Genomic DNA, 22,400 nt, shown 5'->3' with positions numbered 1-22,400 from the left:
GCGGTGGCGACCTTCAAAAGGGTTCTCGACGCGGCCCTCGTTCGTCGGCCCGATCGCTGAAAACCCGAGCGGTCGATCTGCGCCCGCTCAGGCGTGCCCGTCGACGAACGCCTCGATCCGGGCCAGCGCCTCCCGGAGGTCGGCGAGGCCGGTCGCGTAGGAGACCCGGAGGTGACCCTCGCCGCCCTCGCCGAAGACGTCGCCGGGGACGACCGCGACGCCCTGTTCCCGGAGGACGTCCTCCGCGAACTCCTCGGCGGTCCACCCCTCGGGAACCTCGGGGAAGCAGTAGAACGCCCCCTTCGCCTCGAAGACGTCCATTCCGATCTCGCGGAACCGCGAGAGGACGAACCGGCGCCGGCGGTCGTACTGGTCGACCATCTCGCGAACGTCGCGCTCGCAGGAGTCGAGCGCCTCGAGGGCGGCGTACTGGGCGGTCGTCGGCGCCGAGAGCATCGTGTACTGGTGGATCTTGTTCATCGCGCCGATGGCGGCGGCGGGCCCGAGCGCGTAGCCCAGTCGGAGGCCCGTCATCGCGTGGGCCTTCGAGAAGCCGTTGAAGACGATGGTGCGCTCGCGCATCCCCTCGAACGTCGCGATGGAGGTGTGCTCGCCCTCGTAGGTCAGCTCCGCGTAGATCTCGTCGGAGAGGACGGTGAGGTCGTGCTCGCGGGCGAACGCGGCGATCGGCTCGAGATCCTCGGCAGGCATGATCGCCCCCGTCGGGTTGTTCGGGTAGCAGAGGACGAGCGCGTCCGCCTCGTCGGCGCCCGCGGCCTCGAGTCCCTCGACGGTCAGCCGGAAATCGTCCTCCTCCCGCGTGCGAACTGGGAGGACCTCGCCGCCGGCGAAGATCACGCCGGGTTCGTAGGAGATGTACGCCGGCTGGGCGATCGCCACGGTGTCGCCGGGGTCGACGAACGCCCGGAAGGCGAGGTCGACCGCCTCGCTCGCGCCCGCGGTGACGATGATCTCCTCGTCGGGGTCGTAGCCGAGGTCGAACCGGTCCGCGACGTAGTCGGCGATCGACTCGCGGAGATCGCGCATCCCGCGGTTGGCCGTGTACGACGTGCGCCCCCGCTCGAGGGAAGCGATGGCGGCGTCGCGGGCGGCCCACGGGGTCGAGAAGTCGGGTTCGCCGACCCCGAGCGAGATCACGTCGTCGCGCTCCTCGGCGATCTCGAAGAACCGCCGGATCCCCGACGGGGGGACGGTCTGCACCCGATCGGCGAGTTCGAACGTCATGGCGAGAACGACAGGCGTTCGTCTTCGTCGCCGTCGCCGAGTTCGATCCCGTTCTCCTTGTAGGAGGTCATCACGTAGTGGGTGACCGTCTGGGTGATCTCGGGGACGGGCGCGACCTTCTCGCTGACGAACTGCGACACCTCCCGGATCGAGTCGCCCTCGACCTCCATGTCGAAGTCGTAGTCGCCGCTGACCAGCCGCAGGGCCGTCACCTCCGGGAACCGCGCGAGGCGCTCTGCGATGTCGCCGTAGCCGGTCTCGCGGTCGAGTTCGACGTTCAACTCGACCTCGGCGCGGACGCGCTCGTCCTCGAGCTGGTCCCAGTCGACGACCGCCTGGTAGCCGCGGATCACGCCCGCCGCCTCGAGTTCCTCGATGACTGCCTCGACCTCGTCCTCCTCGAGGTCGGTCATTCGCGCGATATCCGCGGTGGAGTACCGCGCGTTCTCACGAAGCAACTCGAGCACCTCGCGTTCGCTCATACGTCTCGCAAGCGCGAGCGCGAGTAAAAGCGTTGTTCTTCCGTCCTCGTCGGTCGCCTCCGAAACCCGGCCGCTCACCGGTAGTGTTTGAACAGCAGCGCCCGGACGTCGTCTTTCGTCTGGACGTCCTCGGTGGAACCGTCGGGCAGGGTGACCGTGTAGCGGCCGTCGCCCGAGCCCTCCTCCCACTTGTCGTCGTGGGTCTCGAGGAGGCTCATCATCTCGTTCAGCATGTCGTCGTCGTCCGCCGCGCCCCCCTCGTCGTCCTCGGTCGCTCCGTCGACACCGTCCGCGTCGTCGTCCGACTCGTCCGCGTCGTCGTCCGACTCGTCCGCGTCGGCGTCGTCAGAATCCGAACCAGAGCCGTCGTCGGCACCCGCCTCGTCCGCTTCGTCCGACTCGTCAGCCTCCTCCGCGACGTCTTCGGCTTCGTCGTAGCTGACCGCCTCGAGTTCGTGGGGGTCGTCCTCGCCGGCGATGGCGGCCTCGACGGAGGCGGCGACGTCCGCGGTGGCCCCGGAGTCGAACGCCGCCTCGACGTCGACGTCCTCGCCGAGGTTGTCGATCAGGAACTGCACGGCGTCCTGCTCGCGGACGAATCCGTACTTGCCGACGACCGATTCGGCGATCTCCTCGCGGAGTCGCTGGATGAATTCGTACTGTTCGTCCGTAACGTCGAGCGTCTTCATACCACACCGATAACGCGGGGGGTACAAATATGTGGGCCGTCCTCGAGCACGAGGCGCGACGGCTGAACCGCCGCGTGGGTCACCGAACCGCCCGTCGGTACTGCACGGGCCACCGCTCGCGTTCGGCCTCGAGATCCTCCTCGAGCGCGCCGGCCGCCCGCAGGCCGAAGTAGGGGTCGCGCAGGAACTCGCGACCGACGAGGACGAGGTCCGCCCGACCGTTGCGGATCAGCGCGTCGGCCTGCTCCGGTTCGGTGATCCCGCCGACGGCGCCGACGGCGATTCCCGTCTCCGCGGGGATCTCCTCGGCCAGCGGCACCTGGAAGTTCGGCCCGCCGGGGACGTCCTGGTCGGGATGGAGGCCGCCGGAACTCACGTCGATCAGGTCGGCGCCGATCTCGTGGAGGTCGCCCGCGAGGCGGACCGACTGCTCGAGGTCCCACGACTCGCGGTCGTCGAGCCAGTCCGTCCCGGAGATCCGGACGAACACCGGTTTATCGTCGGGCCAGACGTCGCGAACGGCCGCCGTCACTTCGCGGACGAGGCGGCTCCGGTTCTCGAAGCTACCGCCGTAGTCGTCCTCGCGACGATTCGTGACGGGGGAGAGGAACTCGTGCAGGAGGTAGCCGTGGGCGGCGTGGACCTCCGCGATCTCGAAGCCCGCCTCGAGCGATCGCTCGGCGGCGGCGCGGTACGCGTCGACGACCGCCTCGAGGTCACCCTCGTCGGCTTTCCGCATCGCGGGCGGGTTCCCGTCGAAGTCGGGGTACGCCTCCGGCGACGGGGAGAGGACCTCCCAGCCCGAGGCGCCCGCCTCGTCGGTCTCGTCCGGCTGAATCGGAACGTTACCCTCCCACGGTCGGGTCTTGCTGGCCTTGTGCCCCGCGTGAGCTAACTGGATACCCGGCGCGGCACCCTGATCGCGGACGAACTCGGTGATCGGTCGCAGCGCCTCGGCGTGCTCGTCGCTCCAGATTCCGAGGTCGTGCGGGGTGATCCGCCCTTCGGGGGTGACAGCCGTCGCCTCGGTCATCACGATGCCCGCGCCGCCGACGGCCCGGCTGCCGAGGTGGACGCGGTGCCACTCGGTCGCCAGCCCGTCCGGCGCACAGGAGTACTGACACATGGGTGAGACGGCCACCCGATTCGGTACCTCGAGGTCGCGCAACTCGAGCGGGGAAAGAAGCGTCATGTCGCCAGTTCGTTGGTACCCTCGTCTCATAATCCGCGGGGAGGGAGCGGCCTTTGCCGGGGCTCAGGTCGGCAACAGGAACGGGGTGACGGGGTCACTCGATCCGGCCGCCGGTCAGCCGCACCACGCCGAACGCGTGGGTCTCGTGGGCGACGGCGCTCGAGCGCTCCCGGAGGCGGCCGTGGGCCGCGTCGATCTTCCCGTCGAGTCGACGAACGGGGTCGGGATCGTACCGGAGCTTCGTCGTCGGCGGCGTGGAGAGGACGACGACGGCCCGGAAGACGGCGTTGACGAGGGGCGCGTACCGCTCGGCGCTCCTGGCCGCGTTGACGAGCACGACGTGACCGCCCGAACCGACCGCGTCGCACCAGTCGTCGACCGCGCCGGCGGGATCTGCGAGCATTCCCACGACGAACGTCGCGAGGATGGCATCCGCCTCGCCCTGGCCCGCGGCTTCGTCCTCCTCCGGAATCGGCGGCGCCGTCGCGTCGCCGCGGACGACGTGGACGTTGTCGTACCCCGCCGTGAGCGCGCGTGCGCGCTCCAGGACGGGCCCGGTGAAGTCGATCCCGATCACCGTCCCCTCGGGGCCGACCGCCTCGCGGAGGTAAGGGAGGTTCGCGCCGGTGCCGCATCCCATCTCGACGACGGTGTCGCCGGCCTCGAGCCGGCAGGCGTTCGCAGCCCGTCTCCGGAGGGTGGTAATGCCCGGCGTTCTGCGAGCCAGCAGGTCGTAGAGAGCCGCCCAGCGGCCGTAGAAGGCCTGCGCGTCCTCGTCCGCACCGCCACCCTTCGTCTTCGATTCGGTCCCGTCGGGTCCGTAGAATCCGTGTAGTGTCATCGTCGTCTCCGTTTCGCCTCAGAGCAGGCTCCGGATCGAATCGGCCACCGACTCCGGGTCGGAGCCGAGCACGTAGATGAGCGGTTCGATTCCCATGCCGCCAGTTTGGTAGAGCACCGTCGTTTCGGGTTCGGATTCGATCGCCTCGCGGACGCTGCGCCCGACGTCGCCCGATTCGTCGAACTCGGCCGCGACGTGGCCGCGGTCGAGCAACTCCGCGACCAGCTTCGGGTCGTACCTGATGTTCGTGGCCGCGGCGACGTCGGCCCCGCCCCCGCGGGCGGCGAGCAGCACCGTCGCGACGTGCTCGGAGACGCCGAACTCCGGATCCGCGGGGATCGTGGCCTTCCCCTTGACGTCGAAGATCCGCCCCGGGACGCCAGCCACGTCGTCGACGTCGGCCGCGTCGGGCGTGCAGGCGACCAGGTTCGAGCCGACGGCGGGGAGGAGGCCCGCGAAGCCGCTCGCGTTCTCGAGGAGCCTGAGGCCCCGTCGGAGCGAGGAGAGTACCCGCTCGCTGGTGCGCAGCTCGCTCTCGGGGTCGTGGACGCGAAAACTCGCTCCGTAGTCGTCGAGTTCGGGGACCGCCTCCTCGTGGAGTTGCGCGAGGAGGTCGCCGCCCGTCTCGAGGTCGCGAACGAGCACTTCGATCTCGATGAGCGCCTGGACGGGCGTCACGTGACCGGCGGCGAGTCCCTCGGCGAGTTCCTCGACCACCGCCTCGACCCGCTCGTCGGTTGCGATGCGGTGGTTGGTGGACACGTCGCCGTGGGCGTACTTCGAGACGGCGCTCTGGCTGATGCCGAGGACGTCCGCGACCTGGCTCTGGGTGAGCCCCCGCTCCCGAAGTTCGCCGGCGAGCATGGATCGGACGGTCGGCAAGAACTCCTCGACGACGATCTCTTCGACGAATTTCATTCGTTGATCCCCGGTACGGACCCGCGCAGGAAATACGCTTGGACGTTCTGCGGCGTCGCGGTTCGGTCCGATCGGCGGATCGATTCGGATCCGACGGTCATCCCTAGCCGCCGCGCTCGAGTTGATCCCCGCCGAACTCGTCGTCGCTCTGGATGCGCGAGGCCTGCGGCCCGTCCTGGTCCTGGTACTTCGAGCCGCGCTCGCTCCCGTACGGTCGCTCCGCCGGCGTTTTGAGCTCCGTGAAGGTCAGCTGCGAGATGCGCATCCCGGGCGTGAGCGCGACCGGCGCGGTGCCGAGATTCGACAGCTCGAGGGTGATCTGCCCCCTGTACCCCGGATCGCAGAGGCCCGCCGTCGCGTGCACGACGACGGCGAGGCGCCCGAGGGAGGATCGTCCCTCGACGTGGGCGATCAGGTCGGCGGGGATTTCGACGCGCTCGTGGGTCGTCCCGAGGACGAAATCGCCCGGGTGGAGGATGAAGTCGTCGCCGTCCTCGACGACCGTCTCGGTGACGTACTCGCCCACCTCGCGCTCGGAGTTCGGGTGGATGCAGGGGATGTTCGTCCGTCGAAACTCGAGGAACTCCCGCCCGAGTCGGAGGTCGATGCTCGCCGGCTGAATCTGCAGGTCGGGGTCGTCGAGCGGTTCGACGACGAGCGAGCCGTCGTCGAGGCGCTCCGCGATGTCTGCGTCCGAGAGGATCATGATCGTGTTCGTGTGCGGGAACTCGAGTGGGAGATGTTAACCGCTTCGGAAGGACGCACCGTCGACGGTGCCATCTGATTGGAACTCCACCGTAGCGATGGCGTCGGCGGCGTCCGCCCCCTCACTCGAGTGCGCTCTCGATCGCCTCTTCGACCGACTCGTAGTCCTCCGACGATTGGAGTTCCACCGGCTGGCCGTCGACGACGACCGTCGGCGTCCCTTCGACGCCGGCGTCCGCGGCGGCCTCTCGCGAGGCTTCGATCTCCTCCCGGTAGGTTCCGTCCTCGGCGTCCGTCCGCACCTGCTCGGCGTCGACGTCCGCCTCGAGGTCGCTCGCGACCGACTCGATCGCGTCGTCGGAGTAGTCGTCGGAGCGGTCGAAGATCGCGGTGAAGAACTCGAAGAACGCCTCGTCGTCCGCCTGTTCGTGCACCGACCGGCCAGCGCCGGCGATGGCCCACGACCACGTTTCGTGGACGGGGACCACGAAGTCGCGGTGCTGGTAGGCGACGTCGCCGGGGTCGACGTAGTTCGAGACTATCTCGGGGAACACGGACTCCTCGAATCGCTGGCAGTGGGGACAGGCGTAGTCGCTGAAGACGGTGACGGTCACGTCGGCGTCCGAATCGCCCAGAGTCGGCGCGAACGAGGACTCGCCGTCGCCGGCTTCCAGATCTATCTCGTCGCCGCTTCCGTCGCCGTCGCCGCCGTCGCCGAGACAGCCGGCGAGGCCGACGAGCGCGGCCGCGGCTGCTCCGACGAATTCCCGTCGTGGAAGGATCATATACACAGTATCGACTCTGGATGCAAATACGTAGCGGACGGCGACTCGGCTCGAAGCGTCATTCGGTAATCCATCGAGCAGTCGCTCGAGCGAGCGGGATCGCCGACGCTTTACCGCTCGCGGTCGAGTTCGCCGCTATGAAACAGGCGATCGTCGCCCGCACGGACGTCGGCATGGGGAAGGGAAAGCTGGCCGCGCAGGTCGCCCACGCGTCGCTGTCGGCCTACGAGAAGGCGGACGAGCGCAGTCGCCGCGAGTGGAAACGCGGCGGCCAGAAGAAGGTCGTCCTGAAGGGCTCGAGCGAGCGCGAACTGTACGAACTCTCCGAGATCGCCGAGCGGGAGGGGCTCCCGAACGCCGTGATTCGAGACGCCGGTCACACCCAACTCGAGCCGGGGACGGTCACCGCGCTCGCAGTCGGGCCGGGGGAGGACGACCTCGTGGATCGAGTGACGGGGGATCTATCGCTGCTCTAAGTTCGAACGCCGTCCGTAACCGACCGTGAAGAACGATTCCACGAGCGCGCCGGCCCGAGAACGAACCGATTTATCCCCGGCCGCCCAACCCCGCGACAGTCAGCATGCGCGAGGCACACCCAACGGAGCGGGCCGTCGGAATGGAGTACTACGTGAGCGACGCCGACGGCGTCGGCGGGCGCCTCCGCGAGGCGGACGAGCACTTCCGCGTGCGCGAACTCGAGCGCTTCTCCACCGAACCGCTCGAGGCGAGTCCCGACGCCTACCCGCACCTCGTCTTCCGCGCGACGCTGCGCGGGTGGGACACGAACGATTTCGCCGCCCGCCTCTCGGACGCGCTCGGGGTGAGCCGCGAACGCGTCTCCTGGGCCGGAACGAAGGACAAGTACGCCGTCACCACCCAGCTGTTCTCCGTCTACGGAGCCGACCCCGTGGACCTCCCCGACGTGAACGGCGCGGAGATCGAGGTCCTCGGTCGGGCGGGGCGCTCGCTCGAGTTCGGCGATCTGGCGGGCAACGAGTTCGAGGTCATCGTCAGCGACCCGGAACGGCCCGAAAACGCCGTCGGGATCACCGAGGAGTTGGCCGCATTCGGCGGCCTCGAGGAGTCCATCGGTGAGGGAGCGGCCGACTCCAGCGGCGCCGATGGGGACGGACCCGCGACGGCCACCGTCGGCGTCCCTAACTTCTTCGGCCAGCAGCGCTTCGGTAGCCGTCGGCCGATCACCCACCAGGTCGGCCTCGAGGTCGTCCGCGGCGACTGGGAGGGCGCCGTGATGGCCTACCTGGGCAACCCGACCGACGCGGAACCCGAAGGAACCCGGGAGGCGCGCGCCTTCCTCGAGGAAACCAGGGATTGGCACGAAGCGCTCGAGCGGTTCCCCAACCGACTTCGGTACGAGCGGTCGATGGTCCACGAACTGGCCGAGACCGACGGCGAACCCGGCCCCGACGAGTTCCGGGCGGCCCTCGAGCGCGTCCCCTCGAACCTCCAGCGCCTGTTCGTCCACGCGGCCCAGTCGTACGCCTTCAACCTGATCCTGAGCCGCCGACTCGAGCGCGGCCTGCCGTTCGACCGTCCCGTCGAGGGAGACGTCGTCTGCTTCGCCGACACCGACGCGCCGGCGGGGCTCGAACTTCCGGATACCGACCGCGAGCAGCGAGTCGACGAGCGCCGGGTGCGCTCCGTGACGCGCCACTGCGAACGCGGCCGGGCGTTCGTAACCGCGCCGCTCGTCGGAACCGAGACGGAACTCGCCGACGGCGAACAGGGCGAGATCGAACGCGAGGTGCTCGACGAACTCGCCCTCGAACCCGCCGACTTCGACCTCTCCGGGGAGTTTCACTCGACGGGAACTCGACGAGCAATTCTGGTGCGAACCGACCTCGCGGTCGACCTCGAGCCCCTGCGGCTCGCGTTCGCGCTGCCGAAGGGGTCGTACGCGACGGTTCTGTTGCGCGAGTACCTGAAGGTGGACCCTGTCTCGCTCGGCTGACCGTGGGTCGCCGAAGGTGATTCGCACATGTCCACCAGGGGCGGTTCGAACTTCGCCCACCAGGGGGTAGTTCAAACGACCTTCGTAAGCCGTGCGTGCGGTTATGTGGGCATATGTGCTACTCCCTTGCATGCGAATGGAGTTACGGGTGTGCAAACGCTGTTTCGAGGGGGACCACGGGAACGAGCGGAAGACGGCGGTGACGCGGGACATGGTCGCCTGCGCCCGGCGAATCCGCGAGTACAAGGACCTCATCGAACTCGACGCGCTCTACGTCACGATGGTCGAGGAGGGCGACCGGGGCGGCGCGGAGGCCCTCCCCGTCTACGTCGCGAGCATCGAACGCGACCAGATCCAGATGAACGACACCCAGCTCGTGATGGAGGACGAGCAGGGGAACGTCCTCGTCTACCCCGAACCCGAGGACATCCTCGAGGTGCTCACCCGGAACGTCGATCAGATCGACGCGCGAACGCGTCAGGACGTGACCGTCGACATTTCGGACGAGAGCGCGACGATGCTTTCGGTACGATGACGGGGGGACTCACGCGGACGACGAAACCGTGTCCGCGAGATGAGTGTCGTATGCTGGCACATAACACCTTTCGTCGCGCGTCACGCAACTCGATGCCATGAACGTAGGGGCGTTCGTGTGCTCGTGCGCCGGCACGTGCGACATCGATCTCGAGGCGGCTCGCGAGGGGATCGACGACGTCGACGTGGCGGCGAGTTCGAGCATGCTCTGCGGAGACGGCCTGCCCGCGCTCGAGCGAGTGATCGAGGAGTACGACCTCGACCAGCTGATCGTCACCTGCCCGGAGGCGAACGCCCAGGCGCGACTCGAGGCGGCGGCGACGGAACGCGGCGTCCACCCCGACGCCGTCGCCTTCCTCGACCAGCGCGAGGGCGCCGGCTGGGTCCACGACGAGACGGCGGCGACGGCCAAGACCGCCCGGATGGTCAACGCGACGTACGCCGGACTCGAGGCGGAATCGGTCGAACGTTCGCACACCCGCGAGGCGGGCGAGACCGTGGCGGTCGTCGGCGATCCGGAGGTCGCCGCGGCGCTGTCGGACGACGCGGACGTGACCTTGATCGCCGACGGACGCGATTTCGCCGACTGCGAGTACGACCTCGCGGACGTGTCGATCGAGCGCGGGCGGGTCGTCTCCGTCGACGGCTCCTTCGGCGAGTTCACCCTCACCCTCCGCTCGCTCGTCACCGACGACTGCATCTCCTGCATGAAGTGCGTCCACGAGGGCCCGGACGGGAAGGTGACCCGTCGCCCCGTGGACATCGACCCGGACGTCGGCGACGAGCGGCTCCCGCGCGTGTGCCCCACCGACGCCATCGACCTCGAGGGGGTCGACCGAACGCTCGAGGCCGATCAGGTCGTCTACCCGGACGCGACCGACGCCGCGCGAGGCGGGCGCCTCGGCTTTCACACCGCGCCGATCGACGCCGCGACGATCGCCGCCGTCGAGGGCCTGCTGGGCGGGATCGCGAAACCGGAATTCCTCGACCTCGAGATGGACGTCTGCGCCGCCGGCGCCTCGAGCCAGCGGGGGTGTACGGAGTGCGTCGACGCGTGCCCCCACGGCGCGGTCGAGCGGCCTCGGATCGACGAGGTGGCGTTCCGGGAGGACCTGTGCCAGAACTGCGGAGCCTGTACGAGCGCGTGCCCGACGGGCGCGACGACGTTGCGCGAGCCGTCGAACGAGCGCATCGCCCGTGAGGTGGAGTCCCTGCTCACGCCCGACGAGACCGCGAGCAGCTGGATCCCGGGGCGGGGCGGCTCCGGCCTCGACGAGTCGGTAATCGCGTTCGTCTGCTCGGAGCGCGCGTCCGATTCCCTGTCCGAGTACGGTCGACTCGCGGCGTCGGGGAAGGCGGACGTCGAGTATCCACCGATCCTTCCCGTTCGAGTCAACTGTACCGACACCGTCGGGGAGGCTCACGCGATGCACGCTCTCGCGGCCGGCGCCGACGGCGTCGCCATCGTCGGCTGCGGCGGAGACTGCCGCCACTCGGGGCCCGATCCGAAGGCGGACCTCGTGGAGCGTCTCGAGCGGGCGGTCGCGGATCTCGGCCTCGACCCCTCCGGCGGCGGTCGGATCGCCTTCTTCGCACCCGACCCGGCCGACCCCGGCGAGTTTGTCGAGGAGATTTCGTCGTTCGTTGTCGGCCTCGAGGACACCCCCGTTCCCGAGGGCGAACACGAGGCCACGGGCGGAATCGACGACCCGGGCCGCGAGAACCCGCCGTTCGATAGTCACGGCTGGACGCTCGAGAGCGTCCGGGCGATCCTCGAGCACGTCGAACCCGAGCGGGACGTGATCCGCGGCCTGAAGGACTTCGGGAAGGTCGAGGTGAGCGACGCCTGCACGCTCACCCCCACCTGCTCGAACCTCTGTCCGACGGACGCCCTCCGTCGGACGGAGTCCGGCCTCGAGTTCAACCACGAGCGCTGCGTCAACTGCGGCCTCTGCGCGGAGGGCTGTATCGAGGACGCGATTCGCATCGAGGACGGACTGCACCTCGAGTTGCTCCCGGAGAACCGGGCGGCACGGGCGCAGGCGGGGCGGGCCGAACGCGAGGCCGAAGCCGAAGCCGCGGACGCCGGCCGCCACGGCGAGGACGGTTCGGAGCGGCCGGACGACCCCGCCTGGACGCGGATCTTCGAGGGGTCGATGCTCGAGTGTCGAAACTGCGGGCGGCCGTTCACGAGCGAGCGATCCGCCGAGCGGATTCGGGAGGAAGTCGGCGACCTCGTCGCGGGCATCGCACCGCAGGCGGACGGGAGCATCTTCGACTACTGTCCCGACTGCCGAACGATGCTGCTCTCCGACCGGGGGACCGCGAACGGGGTAGACGGAGGTGACGACTGATGGAACCGGACGCCGACCTGCGCGACGCGATCTACGCGACCCGTCTCGACCTCGTCGAATTCCTGATCGGCGCGCTCGCCGACGTGCCCTCCGAGGCGTTTCTCGAGTCGCTGCTCGAGGGCGAGATCGAACCGCCGTCGACGGGCGTCGACGAGGACATCGACCGCGGATTCGACCTCCTCGAGCGCTTCGTAGAGGAGAACCGCGACCGCTCCCCCGACGCGGTTCGGGACGACCTCGCCGTCGAGTACACCCGCCTGTTCGTCGGCCCGCGGCCGCCGGCGATGCCCCACGAGAGCTACCACCGCGAGGACGCCGACTTCCTCGGGAAGGCGGTGACCGTCCTCGAGGCGGACTACGGGGCCGCCGGGTGGTCGCCGCCCGAGGACTACCCCGAGGAGAGCGACCACGTCGCGGTCGAACTCGCGTTCCTGCGGTACCTGATCGAGGCCCAGCGGGAGGGCCGGGAGGAGGCCCTCGGCTACGAGCGCGTCTTCCACGAGGAACACCTCTCGCGCTGGATCGACGACTTCGCCTCGGACACCGTCGACCTCGCGGACGGCCCGTTCTACGAGGCTGTCGGCCACCTCCTACGGGGGTTCGTCGCGTTCGAGGGCGACCTCGCGGAGCAGGCGCGGTAGTACGACCCGGGTCGAACACCCGGGGACCGACCTGGAACGTCAGCGACCGGCCTCGAGAAACGCCCGCGCGAAGAGATCGACGTGCAGTTTCAGGATCCGGTCTGGGTCGAGTCCCGTCTCCGTCGCCTGGCGCTCGAGGAACGCCTCGAGGTCGTCGCTCGGCTCGTGGGTCACGGTTTCCGAGTCGGCGTCGACCTCGAACGCGACGTCGACCGCGCCCGAGACGAGGTGTTCGATCTCGAGCAGCGCCTGCTCGACCTTGGTCTCGATCGCCTCCTCGTCGTCCAGGCGTCGCGACTCGCCCCACTCGTCGGCGGCGGCCAGGAAGTCCTCGCCGAGTTCGATCGTGAGGGTCATCGGTCCCCCTCGATCCCGGACTCGAGGGTCCAGTCGGCCTTCTCGGCGGCGGTCTCGAGCGGGACGTACTCCCAGCCCGCCTCCGCCGCGATCGCCTCGTCTCGTTCGTCGACGCCGACGACGACCATGCGCTCGGCGTAGAACATCGAGTTCCGATCGATCTCCCGGAGGCGTTCGCTCGGAGCCGTCCCGCTGCCGGTGAAGAAGTCGGCCTCGACGCCGCGCTCGCGCTGGAACTTGGTGATGACGTGCGTCTCCACGTCGCCGACGATGCCGATCCAGTCGGCCCACCCGTTCGCGTTCGAGAAGACGAACGCGGGATTCTTCAGCCGGCGGGCCGCCCGGTAGGTGAACGCCAGCGTCATCTCGTCGACCCCGCCGCCGTGGGTTCCGTCGGCGGCCGATCCCGCGGGTCGTGGCCCCGTCGCTCGCCCGGACTCTTCCGGCGATTCGTCGCTCGCGGCGGTTCCGTCGGTGCCTGAAGCGGTCCGGGAACGCGGGCGCGAAGCGCCCGTTCCGGTCCCCGCGCCGCCCGACTCGGTCGGGATGCCCACCGGCTTGTTCCGGTTCGCGTGCGGGACGTGCGGCGCGGGCGTCGCCGTCGGATCGGCCGGGTCGGAGCCGTCGATCGTGCGCTCCGCGCCGCTCGAGGACGGCCCACCGTCCGATTCGCTCGAGTAGCAGGCGCCTCCCCCCTCGGCTGACGCGGTGGTGGAATTCCGCGGCGACGGCGGGTTCGAACGGCCCGAATCGGGCTCGTCCGACGGATCGCCTTCGCCCCGCCAGAACCAGTCGCCTGCATTCGGTTCGTCCGCCGGGTCATCGTCCGTCGATACCTCGAGGTCGTCGAGATCGATGCGGTCCGTCATCGCGTCAATCACCTCCTTCGGTGGACGTCGCGTCTCGCGGATCGGCGCCCCGCCGTCCGCCGGTTTCGGTCGGAACCGGCGTCTCCTCGTCGGCGACGTCAGCGAGGCCGAGGCGCTCGAGCGTCGCCGACGTCGGGCGGCCCGATTCGTCCCAGCCGCGACGCTCGTAGTACCGATCGAGCAGCGCGTCGAACGCGTCCGGGTCGATCCGTCGGCCGTCGTTGGGGCCGCCCTCGAGCGGGACGGTGAGCGCCGCCGGGAGCGCGTCGTCGGTTCGGTCGAACCCCTCGCGCACGTTGAACAGGCGGACGAGCGTCCAGACGCGTTCCCCGACGCGCTCGAGGGCGTCTGGATCGTCCTCCCTTCCGATCGCCGCGAGCCACTCCGCCGCCCGATCGAGCCCCATCGAGTCGCCCAGGAAGTCGTCCGCGACGAGGCTCCAGAGGACGGCCCGGCGGTTCTGTTCGGCGACGACGACCTCGACCCGGTCGGCGGTCGTCCACTCCTCGGCGTCGACCGCCTCGAGTTCGACCGGCCGGGCGCGCCGGTGGCAGGCCCCCCGGTCGCTCGTCGCGTAGGCCAGCGCCATCGCCGTCGCTCCGCGGGGATCGTACGAGGGAAGGGCCATCCCCTTGACCGAGGGGATGAGGTCCTCGCCGCCGTAGGTCGCCGCGGCGGTCTCGACCCCCCCGGCGAGGGCGTCCCCGAGGGGCGTCGACCGGGTCGCGATCTCCTCGAGCAGGTCGCGAGCACCCTCCTCGTCGCCGAACGAGAGGTTGCGCTCGAGGAGCCCCTTCTCGCTCGCACGGACGGCCCAGGCGACGGCGTTCCCGCTCGAGATCACGTCCACCGCGAGGCGGTCGCAGATGCCCCCGAGCGTGGCGACGGCGTCGAACTCGTCGATTCCGAGGCCGGCGCCGAGCACGATCGGCGTGGATCCGCGGGGGACGGTTTCCGCGTCCCCGTCGCCGTCGTCCGGAATGCGAAATCCCCCCGGGACGGGGTCGCCCGGCCGCTCGCGATCGCTCGCGGCGTCTCGAGCGGCCTCGATCCCGATCCCGTCCGCGCCGTCGAACCGACCCTCCTGCCAGCCGCGGGTGGGCAACACGCCGACCTCGTTCGCGAAGTCGACGGTCTCCAGGGTCTCGCTCGAGGCGTGCCAGCGGCCGGTGTCGTCCGCAGCGAACCGACTCTCCTCCCGTTCTCTGAGATCGGCGAGCGCGTCGGACGATCCCGGCGGATCGCCGCGCGCGACCACCGCCTTCAGCCGCTTGTCGCCCATCACCGCCCCGGCGCCGCCCCGACCGGCGTGGTGGTCGCCCCCGTCGGAGGCGATGGTGGCGTACGAGACGCCCGCCTCGCCCGCGGGGCCGATGCACGCCGCGGCGGCGTCGGAGAAGCGGTCGTCCGTCTCTCGAGCGTCGAGCCCCCACAGCTCCTCGGCGGATTCGATCGAAAGCTCGCCACGCTCGACGACGAGAGCGACCGGCCGCTCGGCCCGTCCGGTGACGAGGATGCCGACGTGGTCCTCGAGCGAGCCCGCGAGCCGACCCGGCATCGACCCGCCGGCGTAGGAGTCGAGGAACGTCCCCGTCAGCGGTGACTTCGTCGCGACGACGTAGCGCTGCTCGCCCGGGAAGTGGCCGGTGAGGGGTCCGACGAGAAAGCAGAGAACGTTCGCCGGCGATCGCGGGTCGACGCCCGCCTCGAGTTCCTCGTAGAGGTAGCGGGCGCCGAGGCCCTTCCCGCCGACGTACTCGCGGAGCCACGACTCGGGAACCGGCTCGCTCGCGACGGTCTCGGTCGTCAGGTCGACGCGAACGAGGCGATCGGCGTGGTCCATGATAGCCACCGTCAGTACTCGACGGAGCCTAAAGAGGGTTTTTGCGCTTTCCTGATGCGAATTCGACCGACGGCGACGGGCTCGAGGGCGCGAACGCGATCAGTTGTACTCGCGCCAGCGGTGGCCGCACTCGGTGCACTTGAAGAAGCGCGTCGGCGGTTCGTCGGCCGAGGCCGTCTGTTTCAGCGCGTACCACGCCTCGGCGTTGCCACAGTCGTCGCAGCGCACGTCCGAGGCGATCGGCTTCCCCTCGAAGTTGGCGTTCTCGTCCGACTCGATCACGTCGTCGTCCGTCTGGGCCTCAGTGGTGACGAACGCTCGCTCGCGCTCGCGATCGCGCTCGACCGTCGCGCCGCAGTCGTCGTTCGAACAGACCATTCGATCGCCGTCGGCTTTCATCATCGAGCCGCACTCGTCGCAGAATTGCATACCTCGGGATACGGACTCCGACCGAAAAAGCGTCACCCTCCCGGTCGCGAGCGCCGAAGCCCCGCGTGCGCGCACCCCCACGCCGGCTGGTATATCGGGGCTGGGTTTTTCTCCGGGCGCGACGTAGGACGAGGGTGATGCCCACACCCAGTATCGGTCCGGAAAAACACCGACAGCGGCGCCTGGCCGCGGAACTCGAGGGGCTGCAAAAGCGGATCGAGGCGGTCGAACACCGACAGGTGCTGTTGCGGAACGCCCTCGACGGCCTCGCACGCACGTCCGGCGTCTCCGTCGGCTGTCCGTGCTCGCACTGCGACCGGAGCTACGTGCTGATCGAGGCCGGGATGATGTACTGTCCCACCTGCGGCGACAGGACGGTGCTGTGACAGTTCGAGCCGCACCATCGCGCCGCCGCGTCGACGCCCCGATCCCGGTCGAGCGATCCCGGGCCGGCACGATCACCGACGGTTTCGATTCTCCCGCTCGAGACGCTCGTCCTCGAGGACGACCGGACAATTGATCACCCGGAACGTGTCGAGCGACGCCATCTCGAGTATCTCCGAGCCGTCGTACGTGCACGCGACCTCGGGCGGCCGCGCGAAGTGTTCGCAGCGGTGGCAGTAACTCGCCTTTTCGATCTCCCTGACCTCCCGCTCCGTCTCCGAGTCGACCGGTGCGGGATCTCGTTCACCTTCCACCCGTTCCCAGAGGGCCTCGGTGTCCAGGTCGGCGACCGACTCCCGTTCCAAGAACTCGTGGACGGCGTCGGGTTCGTCGCCCGCCTTCGATGCGCGCTCCTCGAGCGACGCGACGAGGTCCTCGAGGGGTACCCCTCGTCGCGAACTCGAATCGTCCGATTCGGTCGCCGTTCGGCGATCGATCGTGTCGATAGTGTCGGACGCGTCGGGGCTCGAATCGTCCGTCACTCGGCGTCACCTCCCGTCGGTCGGCCAGTCTCGCCCCTCGTCGCATCGCGCGTCGTACCCTCCGTTGCGTCGTTCGTCGCATCACCGGTCGCGTCCACACTCTCGGTCCCGTCGGCGTCCAGTTCGGATTCCACCGCGTCGAGCGCCGTCGACGGTTCGGGATCGACCGCGCGCTCGACGCGCCCCTCGAGCGCGGGCGGATCGCCCGTCAAGAGCGTCGGTGACCCAAAAAACGACGTCTTGGGTTCGACCTCGGCGAACGAACGCGCGCAGTGGGGGCAGGTCGGATCGGCCAGCAGGCCGAGGTCGACCCGCGAATCGCACGCCTCGCAGGTCGCCGTCCGGACGCCGAGGCGGTTAGCCGATCGTCGAAGGGACTCGACCTCGGCCGCGCGCCGCCTGCGTTCGGCGAGGGCGTTGCGGTGGTCGCGGAGGTCGAGCAGCGCCCTCGCGAGCGCGTTCGAACGGTCCTCGAGTTCGTCCGTCCGGGAGACGAGGTGGTCGAGGACCGACTCGAAGTTGTCGAACCCCGACTCGACCGTCCGCTCGAGCGCGCGGAGGTCCGACTCGACCGACGAGAGGTCGTCGACGGTCGCGTGTTCCGGGTGGGCGTGATCGGCGGGCGCCTTGGCGTCGGCCTCGCGCTTGACCTGGATGACGCGCTCGCGCACGTCCTCGAGCAGGTCGCGGAACTCGGCGCGCCGGGACTCGAGGTCGTCGGTCAGGGTCTCCTCGAGGTCGGCGAGGTCGTCGGCGCTCGCGGGAGCGAACTCGTCGTCGGTCGCCGCGTGGACGGCGACGACGAGTCGTCGACAGACGTCCTCGGGACGCTCCTCGCGCTCGTCGGCCACCGCGTCGATCCAATCGGCGACGTCGCCGGGGAGCGCGATCGAGACGGCCCGATCGTCCCCGTTCTGGCTCGCCATCACCGTCCGGTTTGGCGGACGATCCTATAAGGATTATTGCAGAATTTTACCGATAGTTATAATACGGTCCCAGTGTCCGGAACGAAAGTCGGACGATCACCGTATTTTCCGAACGTTGCTCACGTCGAACCCGGCGTCGGTGATCTCCGTTTCGAACCGGACGACGTCCTCGTCCTCGAACCGCGAGAGGACGCCGCGAAACTGTTCGACGACGAGCGTGCGCGCCCGCTCGGAGCCCCCCGACTCCCACTCGAAGCGGAGGGTGCCGTCTGTCGCCTCCTTGAGGTGGCCGAGTTGGGTCGGCTCGAGGAGGTCCGCGTTGACCAGCAGGAGGACGACACCGCCCCAGCGGGAGGACGCGCGCTTGAGCCCCTTGAGCAGGACCGTCAGGTCGCCCCAGTTCAGTTCCTCGTCGGGGAGCGAGAGCAGGTCCGTCACCGAGTCGACCACCACGAGGCTCCCGGGGGCGTGCTCGGTGAGGTAATCCCCGAACGCCTCGAGGACGTCCCGACGATCCGTTCGCTTACCGAGATCCCCGATGTCGGTCGTTCGACCGGCGTACCAGTCGGTCGGCACCGGCGTCAGTTTGAAGTACTCCGGGGAGAGGTCCCGGAATTCGACGGCGGGCGCGCCGGCGTCGACGAGGTCGTCGTCCATCGCGAGGCGCATCTCCGAGCGGATCGCGGCTTCCTCGTCGGTGAACGAGACGTAGTGGACGGACGCCGGGAGGCGCACGTCGCCCGACTCGAGGCCGCCGTAGTAGAGGTCGAACCGCTCCTCGTCCGCCAGAGCGAGGGCGGCGACCGTCGCGCTCGTGTAACAGAACTCGCGGGCGCCGGCCCCGGTCTCGCCGGCGAGCAACACGACGCTACCGCTCGGCGCGCCGCCGCCCATCATCCGGTCGAGCCGGGAGACGCCGAGCGGGATGCGCTCCATACCACCGAGGTTCGCGCGAACCCGTTTACCTGTTGTGGCGGCCGCGCGGTTCGATCCGCGCGCCGTCCCGAGCGGGCGGGGAGCAGAGCACGGACCCCTCGAGGCCCTGGTCCGCGAGGGCGTCGTCCGCCGCGGCCCTCGCCTCGTCGGCGTGGGCCTCGTCGGTCACCCCGTAGACGACGGGTCCCCAGGAGGACTGGCCGACGCCGCCGAGGACCGGACAGTCGGCGAGCGTCTCGACGAGCACACCGGCCGGCGGGCGGAACAGCCCGCCCTGGGCGTCGGCGTACCAGGAGCCGTTCTTGCGGCCGATCTCGGCGATCGCTTCGCCGAACGCCTCCAGTCGACCCTCCGCGACGGCGGGGAGCAGCCGTCGGGTGACGACGCTCGCCATCTCGTCCGCCACAGCGGGGTCGGCCCGTTCGACGACTGCGCGCATGCTCGCGTCCTCGTCGTCGCCGCTCCGACCGGGGTCGGCCTCGGGGACGACGACGAGGATGCGCCAGTCCTCGGGCAGGTCGTGGCGGGCGACGACCGGCGGCACCGTCCAGTCGCCCTCCGCAGGCGGTTCGGTCGTGAACCGGTTCGTCGGGTGGCCGGCGTCGACGACGAATCCGCCCGATTCGAACGTCGCCACACCGACGCCGCTCCGGCCGCCCCGCCCCATCGCCGGCGCGCGCTCCCGAACGCGCGGCTCGAAGTCGTACGCGACCGCGACGGCGGCGAGCACCGAGAGCGCGAGCTGGGTGCCGCTGCCGAGCCCCACGTGACGGGGGAGCCCGCGCTCGAGGCTGACCGCGGCGCCCGGGACGTCGAGAACCTCCGCGGCGCGGCGGGCGTACGCGCGAACGAGGTCGTCGTCGGTCTCGATCCCATCGGCGGACGTCGCGCTGACGGTCACCCGCGGCCGCTCGAGGCCGACGCCGATGCCGCCGTAGAGCCGCTCACGGGCCAGCGAGAGGTTCTGGAAGCCGACGTGGAGTCTGGCCCCCACGCTGACGGTCGCCCGTGCCGTGTCCATGGCCGCGGCTACGAAATCCCCACTCAAGGGGGTTTCGACGCCGACAATCGTCGCTCGAGGTGGTGGGCCCTCCTCGAGTGACGGTTCGATTCACGACCGATCGGTCACTCCTCGGGCGGGAACCGGTCGGGGACGGGGTCCGGTTGGCCGAGGTTGGCGAACAGGAGCAAGAGGTAGAGGCCGACGACGCCGAGGACGGCGACGCCGATCACCCCGGCGGTCCCGCTCTGCCCGACCCAGTTCGCGTACGCGAACGAGCCCATACTCGAGAGGACGTCGACGACCGTCGCGATCAGCCAGAGGCCGACGAGGATGAACGCGACCAGGAAGACGGGGTTCTGCCGGAGCGCGGTGCGGACGCTCATGACTCGTGCTAGACTGGGACGAGGAGTCCGATAAGCGTTTTTTCGAGGAGCGGGAGTGTCGCGTTCGCCGAGTGGTCGTCGGAACCGCTCGAGACGCGCGGCGTCGGCGCGGAGTCTGACGTCCCGGCGAGGCATTTATATCACCGCCGCGACCACACCGGGTATGGCAGACGACGGCGACCGACACCACCAGAGTCGCCTCTTCACCACCGAATCGGGCGAATTCGACGCGGAGCGGGCTCGAGCGGAGTCCCTCCCCGTGGAGGACGGCGAGGTCGTCGACACGGACGAACTGGCCGACCACCAGACGTACCTCGAGGGGCGGGGAATCTACGACGAGCGAAACCGGATCAACGACCTGACCGGGCGGGAGTGGAAGTACGCGACGAAGTCGGTGATCGCCGAGGGCTACCCGCCAGACGTGCAACACGACCTGCGCAGCGAACACGGCGGGCAGAAGCCCCCGCGGCTGTGTGCGGACCTCATCGGTCGGTTCAGCAAGGCCGGCGACACCGTCCTCGACCCGTTCGCCGGCGTCGGCGGCATCCTGCTCGGCGCGAGCTTCTGCGAGCACGAAGGGACCGGCCTGCGCGACGCCATCGGCTTCGAGCGCAACGAACGCTGGGTCGCGCTCTACGAGGAGATCCTCGAGCGCGAGAACGCGAACCGACGCGAGCGCGGCGAACCGCCGCTGGCCGTCCAGGACATGCGACGCGGCGACTGCGAAGACCTTATCGAGGAACTCCCGTCGAACTCGGTCGACCTGTTGCTCACCGACGTCCCCTACTGGCACATGGACGAACTCGAGCAGACGCGCAACCCTCGAGCGACCCGCGAGAGCAAACTCGGCGCGTTCGACGCCGACTCGCCACCGGAGTCGCTCGACGCAGTCGACGAAAGGGACGTTGACCACGATCCGGGTGCGGCGGCCGACGCGGCCGGCGATGACGTCGGTGCCGAGAGGGAGTCCAGCCAAACGAAGGAGGACTGGCTCGACGACATGGCCGGGAAGTTCGCGCGATTCGCCTCCGCCGTGAAACCGGGCAAGTACGTCGTCGTCTTCATCGGCGACATGTACCGCGATCAGTCCTACGAGTTCCTCTCGGCGGACCTGGCCCGGGCCGTCTCCGCGGCGGCGCCGCTCACCCTCCGGGCGAACCTGATCTGGTACGACCCGACGAAGGACCTCCACGTCTACGGCTACCCGTTCTCGTTCGTCCCCTCGATGGTCCACCAGAACGTCCTCGTCTTCCGCGTCGACGACCCCTGAACGGCGCGAGCGATCGGGCGTCATCGCTTCGTCGTGCGAACGTCTGACTCAGATTTATGACCGTCGAGGCGGACGTCGCTAGTAGGCGCGACCGGGACGCTTTCGCTCCCCCACTCATTCCCGGCGCGCCTGTGCATTCCACAACACACCCCCACTTCGCCCTCCCCCCTCCTCCCCCGAGCGCAGGGCCGATTGCGTACGACACGCTAGGGGGACGTCTGTCCGTCCGCGAGAGAAAAACGAGGACGACCGCCGTTCACGGGAAGGACGACGGTGACAGTCGTTCGCGGTCGACTCGGCGGGTGGTCGCGGAAACCTCGAGACGCTGCGGTTCGTCGTCGACGCGGACGCCCCACCTCACGTCTCGGCCGGCAACAGCGCGGCGCGCACGTCGTCGACGGCCTCGATTTCCGTGACGACGGCGACCTCGTCGCCGGCGGCCAGTTCGGTCCCCGGCAGCGGGATGGTCAGCGACTCGCGCTCGCGGCCGTGGGCGTAGATGCGAGCGGCTTCCGGAAACTCGAGTTCGCTGATCCGCTTGCCGACCGCCGGCGAGCCCTCGCCGATCTCGATGACGGTGAGCTGGAGGTTCGCCGCGAGGTCGGCCACGACGTTGAAGTCGCCGCCGAGTAACGCCGTCTTCGCCCCCGCGGCGCCGAGTCGCTCCGGGTAGATGATCTCGTCGACGTCCTCGGCGTACTTTTCGTAGATGTCTTCGCGGTAGTCCTCGTCGATCCGGAGGACCGTCCGGCAGTCGTGGTGGGTGGCGACCATGCAGGCCGCGAAGTTGACGTTGAGATCGGGCGTGAACGCGCCGATCGCGTCCGCGGTTTCGATCCCCGCGTCCATCAGCACGTTCTCGTCGTCGCCGCTCCCGAGGATGGTTTCGAAGCCGTCGTTCTCCGCGCGCTCGACGCGATCGTCGTCGTTGTCGACGATCACGACGTCGTTGCCCTCCTCGGCCAGGATCCGCGCCGTTCGGGAGCCCACCCGTCCGTACCCGACGATGACGTACTTCATGCTACACAATTACACGCTCCGTGGTGAAATACGTTCGCTCGAGGACGGCCGGGGGGTGGATCGTCCGTTTGACCGACGGG

At 69.4% G+C, this 22,400-nt stretch carries 25 protein-coding genes; 7 read left to right on the top strand and 18 right to left on the bottom strand.

Features of this window, described 5'->3' with window-relative positions:
* Positions 1-87: 87 nt before the first annotated feature.
* The 8 genes from RJT68_RS09400 to RJT68_RS09365 all read right to left on the bottom strand — a co-directional run bounded on the left by RJT68_RS09400 (position 88) and on the right by RJT68_RS09365 (position 6,857).
* Complete coding sequence (locus RJT68_RS09400) at positions 88-1,245, bottom strand: pyridoxal phosphate-dependent aminotransferase (RefSeq protein ID WP_407040097.1); 1,158 nt, start codon at positions 1,243-1,245, stop codon at positions 88-90.
* A complete protein-coding gene (locus RJT68_RS09395) occupies positions 1,242-1,727 on the bottom strand; it encodes an Lrp/AsnC family transcriptional regulator (RefSeq protein ID WP_407040096.1) in 486 nt (161 codons plus the stop codon). Before RJT68_RS09395 ends, RJT68_RS09400 begins: the two co-directional genes overlap by 4 nt.
* A 74-nt stretch (positions 1,728-1,801) precedes the next feature.
* A complete protein-coding gene (locus tag RJT68_RS09390; RefSeq protein ID WP_407040095.1) occupies positions 1,802-2,416 on the bottom strand; it encodes a hypothetical protein in 615 nt (204 codons plus the stop codon).
* 79 nt (positions 2,417-2,495) lie between these two features.
* Positions 2,496-3,608 carry an NADH:flavin oxidoreductase/NADH oxidase gene (locus tag RJT68_RS09385; protein ID WP_407040094.1) on the bottom strand — a complete coding sequence of 371 codons (1,113 nt, stop codon included), beginning with the start codon at positions 3,606-3,608 and terminating at the stop codon, positions 2,496-2,498.
* Between the two features lie 94 nt (positions 3,609-3,702).
* Entirely contained in the window at positions 3,703-4,449 is a 747-nt protein-coding gene (locus tag RJT68_RS09380; RefSeq protein ID WP_407040093.1) for a class I SAM-dependent methyltransferase, read from the bottom strand.
* An 18-nt stretch (positions 4,450-4,467) separates the two neighbouring features.
* Positions 4,468-5,367 carry a thiamine-phosphate synthase family protein gene (locus RJT68_RS09375; RefSeq protein ID WP_407040092.1) on the bottom strand — a complete coding sequence of 300 codons (900 nt, stop codon included), beginning with the start codon at positions 5,365-5,367 and terminating at the stop codon, positions 4,468-4,470.
* Positions 5,368-5,470: 103 nt separating this feature from the next.
* Positions 5,471-6,073: a dCTP deaminase gene (dcd, locus tag RJT68_RS09370; RefSeq protein ID WP_407040091.1), complete on the bottom strand. Its 603-nt coding sequence runs from the start codon at positions 6,071-6,073 to the stop codon at positions 5,471-5,473.
* 121 nt (positions 6,074-6,194) lie between these two features.
* Positions 6,195-6,857, bottom strand: coding sequence for a DsbA family protein (locus RJT68_RS09365; protein ID WP_407040090.1), 663 nt, complete (start codon positions 6,855-6,857; stop codon positions 6,195-6,197).
* Between the two features lie 137 nt (positions 6,858-6,994).
* Here RJT68_RS09365 and pth2 point away from each other — a divergent pair, with 137 nt between their 5' ends.
* From pth2 to RJT68_RS09340, 5 genes are all read left to right on the top strand, one after another.
* Positions 6,995-7,333, top strand: coding sequence for a peptidyl-tRNA hydrolase Pth2 (pth2, locus tag RJT68_RS09360; RefSeq protein ID WP_407040089.1), 339 nt, complete (start codon positions 6,995-6,997; stop codon positions 7,331-7,333).
* Between the two features lie 104 nt (positions 7,334-7,437).
* Complete coding sequence (gene truD, locus RJT68_RS09355; protein WP_407040088.1) at positions 7,438-8,829, top strand: tRNA pseudouridine(13) synthase TruD; 1,392 nt, start codon at positions 7,438-7,440, stop codon at positions 8,827-8,829.
* A 130-nt stretch (positions 8,830-8,959) separates the two neighbouring features.
* Positions 8,960-9,364: a hypothetical protein gene (locus RJT68_RS09350; RefSeq protein ID WP_407040087.1), complete on the top strand. Its 405-nt coding sequence runs from the start codon at positions 8,960-8,962 to the stop codon at positions 9,362-9,364.
* Between the two features lie 97 nt (positions 9,365-9,461).
* Positions 9,462-11,717: a hydrogenase iron-sulfur subunit gene (locus tag RJT68_RS09345; protein ID WP_407040086.1), complete on the top strand. Its 2,256-nt coding sequence runs from the start codon at positions 9,462-9,464 to the stop codon at positions 11,715-11,717.
* The gene (locus RJT68_RS09340) at positions 11,717-12,358 is read left to right on the top strand and encodes a TorD/DmsD family molecular chaperone (RefSeq protein WP_407040085.1); all 642 of its coding nucleotides are present in this window, start codon (positions 11,717-11,719) and stop codon (positions 12,356-12,358) included. The genes RJT68_RS09345 and RJT68_RS09340 overlap by 1 nt, the downstream gene beginning before the upstream one ends.
* Before the next feature lie 39 nt (positions 12,359-12,397).
* Here RJT68_RS09340 and RJT68_RS09335 read toward each other — a convergent pair whose 3' ends face one another.
* From RJT68_RS09335 to RJT68_RS09320, 4 genes are all read right to left on the bottom strand, one after another.
* Positions 12,398-12,715: a hypothetical protein gene (locus tag RJT68_RS09335; RefSeq protein WP_407040084.1), complete on the bottom strand. Its 318-nt coding sequence runs from the start codon at positions 12,713-12,715 to the stop codon at positions 12,398-12,400.
* Complete coding sequence (locus tag RJT68_RS09330; protein ID WP_407040083.1) at positions 12,712-13,584, bottom strand: DUF7124 domain-containing protein; 873 nt, start codon at positions 13,582-13,584, stop codon at positions 12,712-12,714. Before RJT68_RS09330 ends, RJT68_RS09335 begins: the two co-directional genes overlap by 4 nt.
* A 4-nt stretch (positions 13,585-13,588) precedes the next feature.
* Positions 13,589-15,427 (bottom strand): aldehyde ferredoxin oxidoreductase family protein, encoded by a 1,839-nt coding sequence (locus tag RJT68_RS09325; protein WP_407040082.1) that lies wholly within the window; start codon positions 15,425-15,427, stop codon positions 13,589-13,591.
* 99 nt (positions 15,428-15,526) lie between these two features.
* Entirely contained in the window at positions 15,527-15,856 is a 330-nt protein-coding gene (locus RJT68_RS09320; protein WP_407040081.1) for a transcription factor S, read from the bottom strand.
* 137 nt (positions 15,857-15,993) lie between these two features.
* Here RJT68_RS09320 and RJT68_RS09315 point away from each other — a divergent pair, with 137 nt between their 5' ends.
* On the top strand, positions 15,994-16,242 hold the full coding sequence (locus RJT68_RS09315; protein WP_407040080.1) for a hypothetical protein: 249 nt from the start codon (positions 15,994-15,996) through the stop codon (positions 16,240-16,242).
* A 72-nt stretch (positions 16,243-16,314) separates the two neighbouring features.
* Here the strand turns inward: RJT68_RS09315 and RJT68_RS09310 are convergent, their stop codons facing one another.
* The 5 genes from RJT68_RS09310 to RJT68_RS09290 all read right to left on the bottom strand — a co-directional run bounded on the left by RJT68_RS09310 (position 16,315) and on the right by RJT68_RS09290 (position 20,030).
* The gene (locus RJT68_RS09310; RefSeq protein WP_407040079.1) at positions 16,315-16,782 is read right to left on the bottom strand and encodes a hypothetical protein; all 468 of its coding nucleotides are present in this window, start codon (positions 16,780-16,782) and stop codon (positions 16,315-16,317) included.
* On the bottom strand, positions 16,779-17,708 hold the full coding sequence (locus RJT68_RS09305) for a hypothetical protein (protein WP_407040078.1): 930 nt from the start codon (positions 17,706-17,708) through the stop codon (positions 16,779-16,781). Before RJT68_RS09305 ends, RJT68_RS09310 begins: the two co-directional genes overlap by 4 nt.
* A 96-nt stretch (positions 17,709-17,804) precedes the next feature.
* On the bottom strand, positions 17,805-18,644 hold the full coding sequence (locus RJT68_RS09300; RefSeq protein ID WP_407040077.1) for an RAD55 family ATPase: 840 nt from the start codon (positions 18,642-18,644) through the stop codon (positions 17,805-17,807).
* A gap of 25 nt (positions 18,645-18,669) precedes the next feature.
* On the bottom strand, positions 18,670-19,665 hold the full coding sequence (locus RJT68_RS09295) for a beta-ribofuranosylaminobenzene 5'-phosphate synthase family protein (RefSeq protein WP_407040076.1): 996 nt from the start codon (positions 19,663-19,665) through the stop codon (positions 18,670-18,672).
* Between the two features lie 104 nt (positions 19,666-19,769).
* Positions 19,770-20,030: a hypothetical protein gene (locus RJT68_RS09290; RefSeq protein WP_407040075.1), complete on the bottom strand. Its 261-nt coding sequence runs from the start codon at positions 20,028-20,030 to the stop codon at positions 19,770-19,772.
* Between the two features lie 163 nt (positions 20,031-20,193).
* On the opposite strand from RJT68_RS09290, the gene RJT68_RS09285 reads away from it, so the two are divergent.
* Entirely contained in the window at positions 20,194-21,300 is a 1,107-nt protein-coding gene (locus tag RJT68_RS09285) for a DNA methyltransferase (RefSeq protein ID WP_407040074.1), read from the top strand.
* 357 nt (positions 21,301-21,657) lie between these two features.
* Here RJT68_RS09285 and RJT68_RS09280 read toward each other — a convergent pair whose 3' ends face one another.
* Positions 21,658-22,320 carry a potassium channel family protein gene (locus tag RJT68_RS09280; RefSeq protein ID WP_407040073.1) on the bottom strand — a complete coding sequence of 221 codons (663 nt, stop codon included), beginning with the start codon at positions 22,318-22,320 and terminating at the stop codon, positions 21,658-21,660.
* Positions 22,321-22,400 lie beyond the last annotated feature (80 nt).

Origin of the sequence: Halovalidus salilacus, assembly GCF_031852275.1 — an archaeon.
Classification (GTDB): domain Archaea; phylum Halobacteriota; class Halobacteria; order Halobacteriales; family Natrialbaceae; genus Halovalidus; species Halovalidus salilacus.
This window is presented reverse-complemented; position numbering and strand designations above follow the sequence as displayed.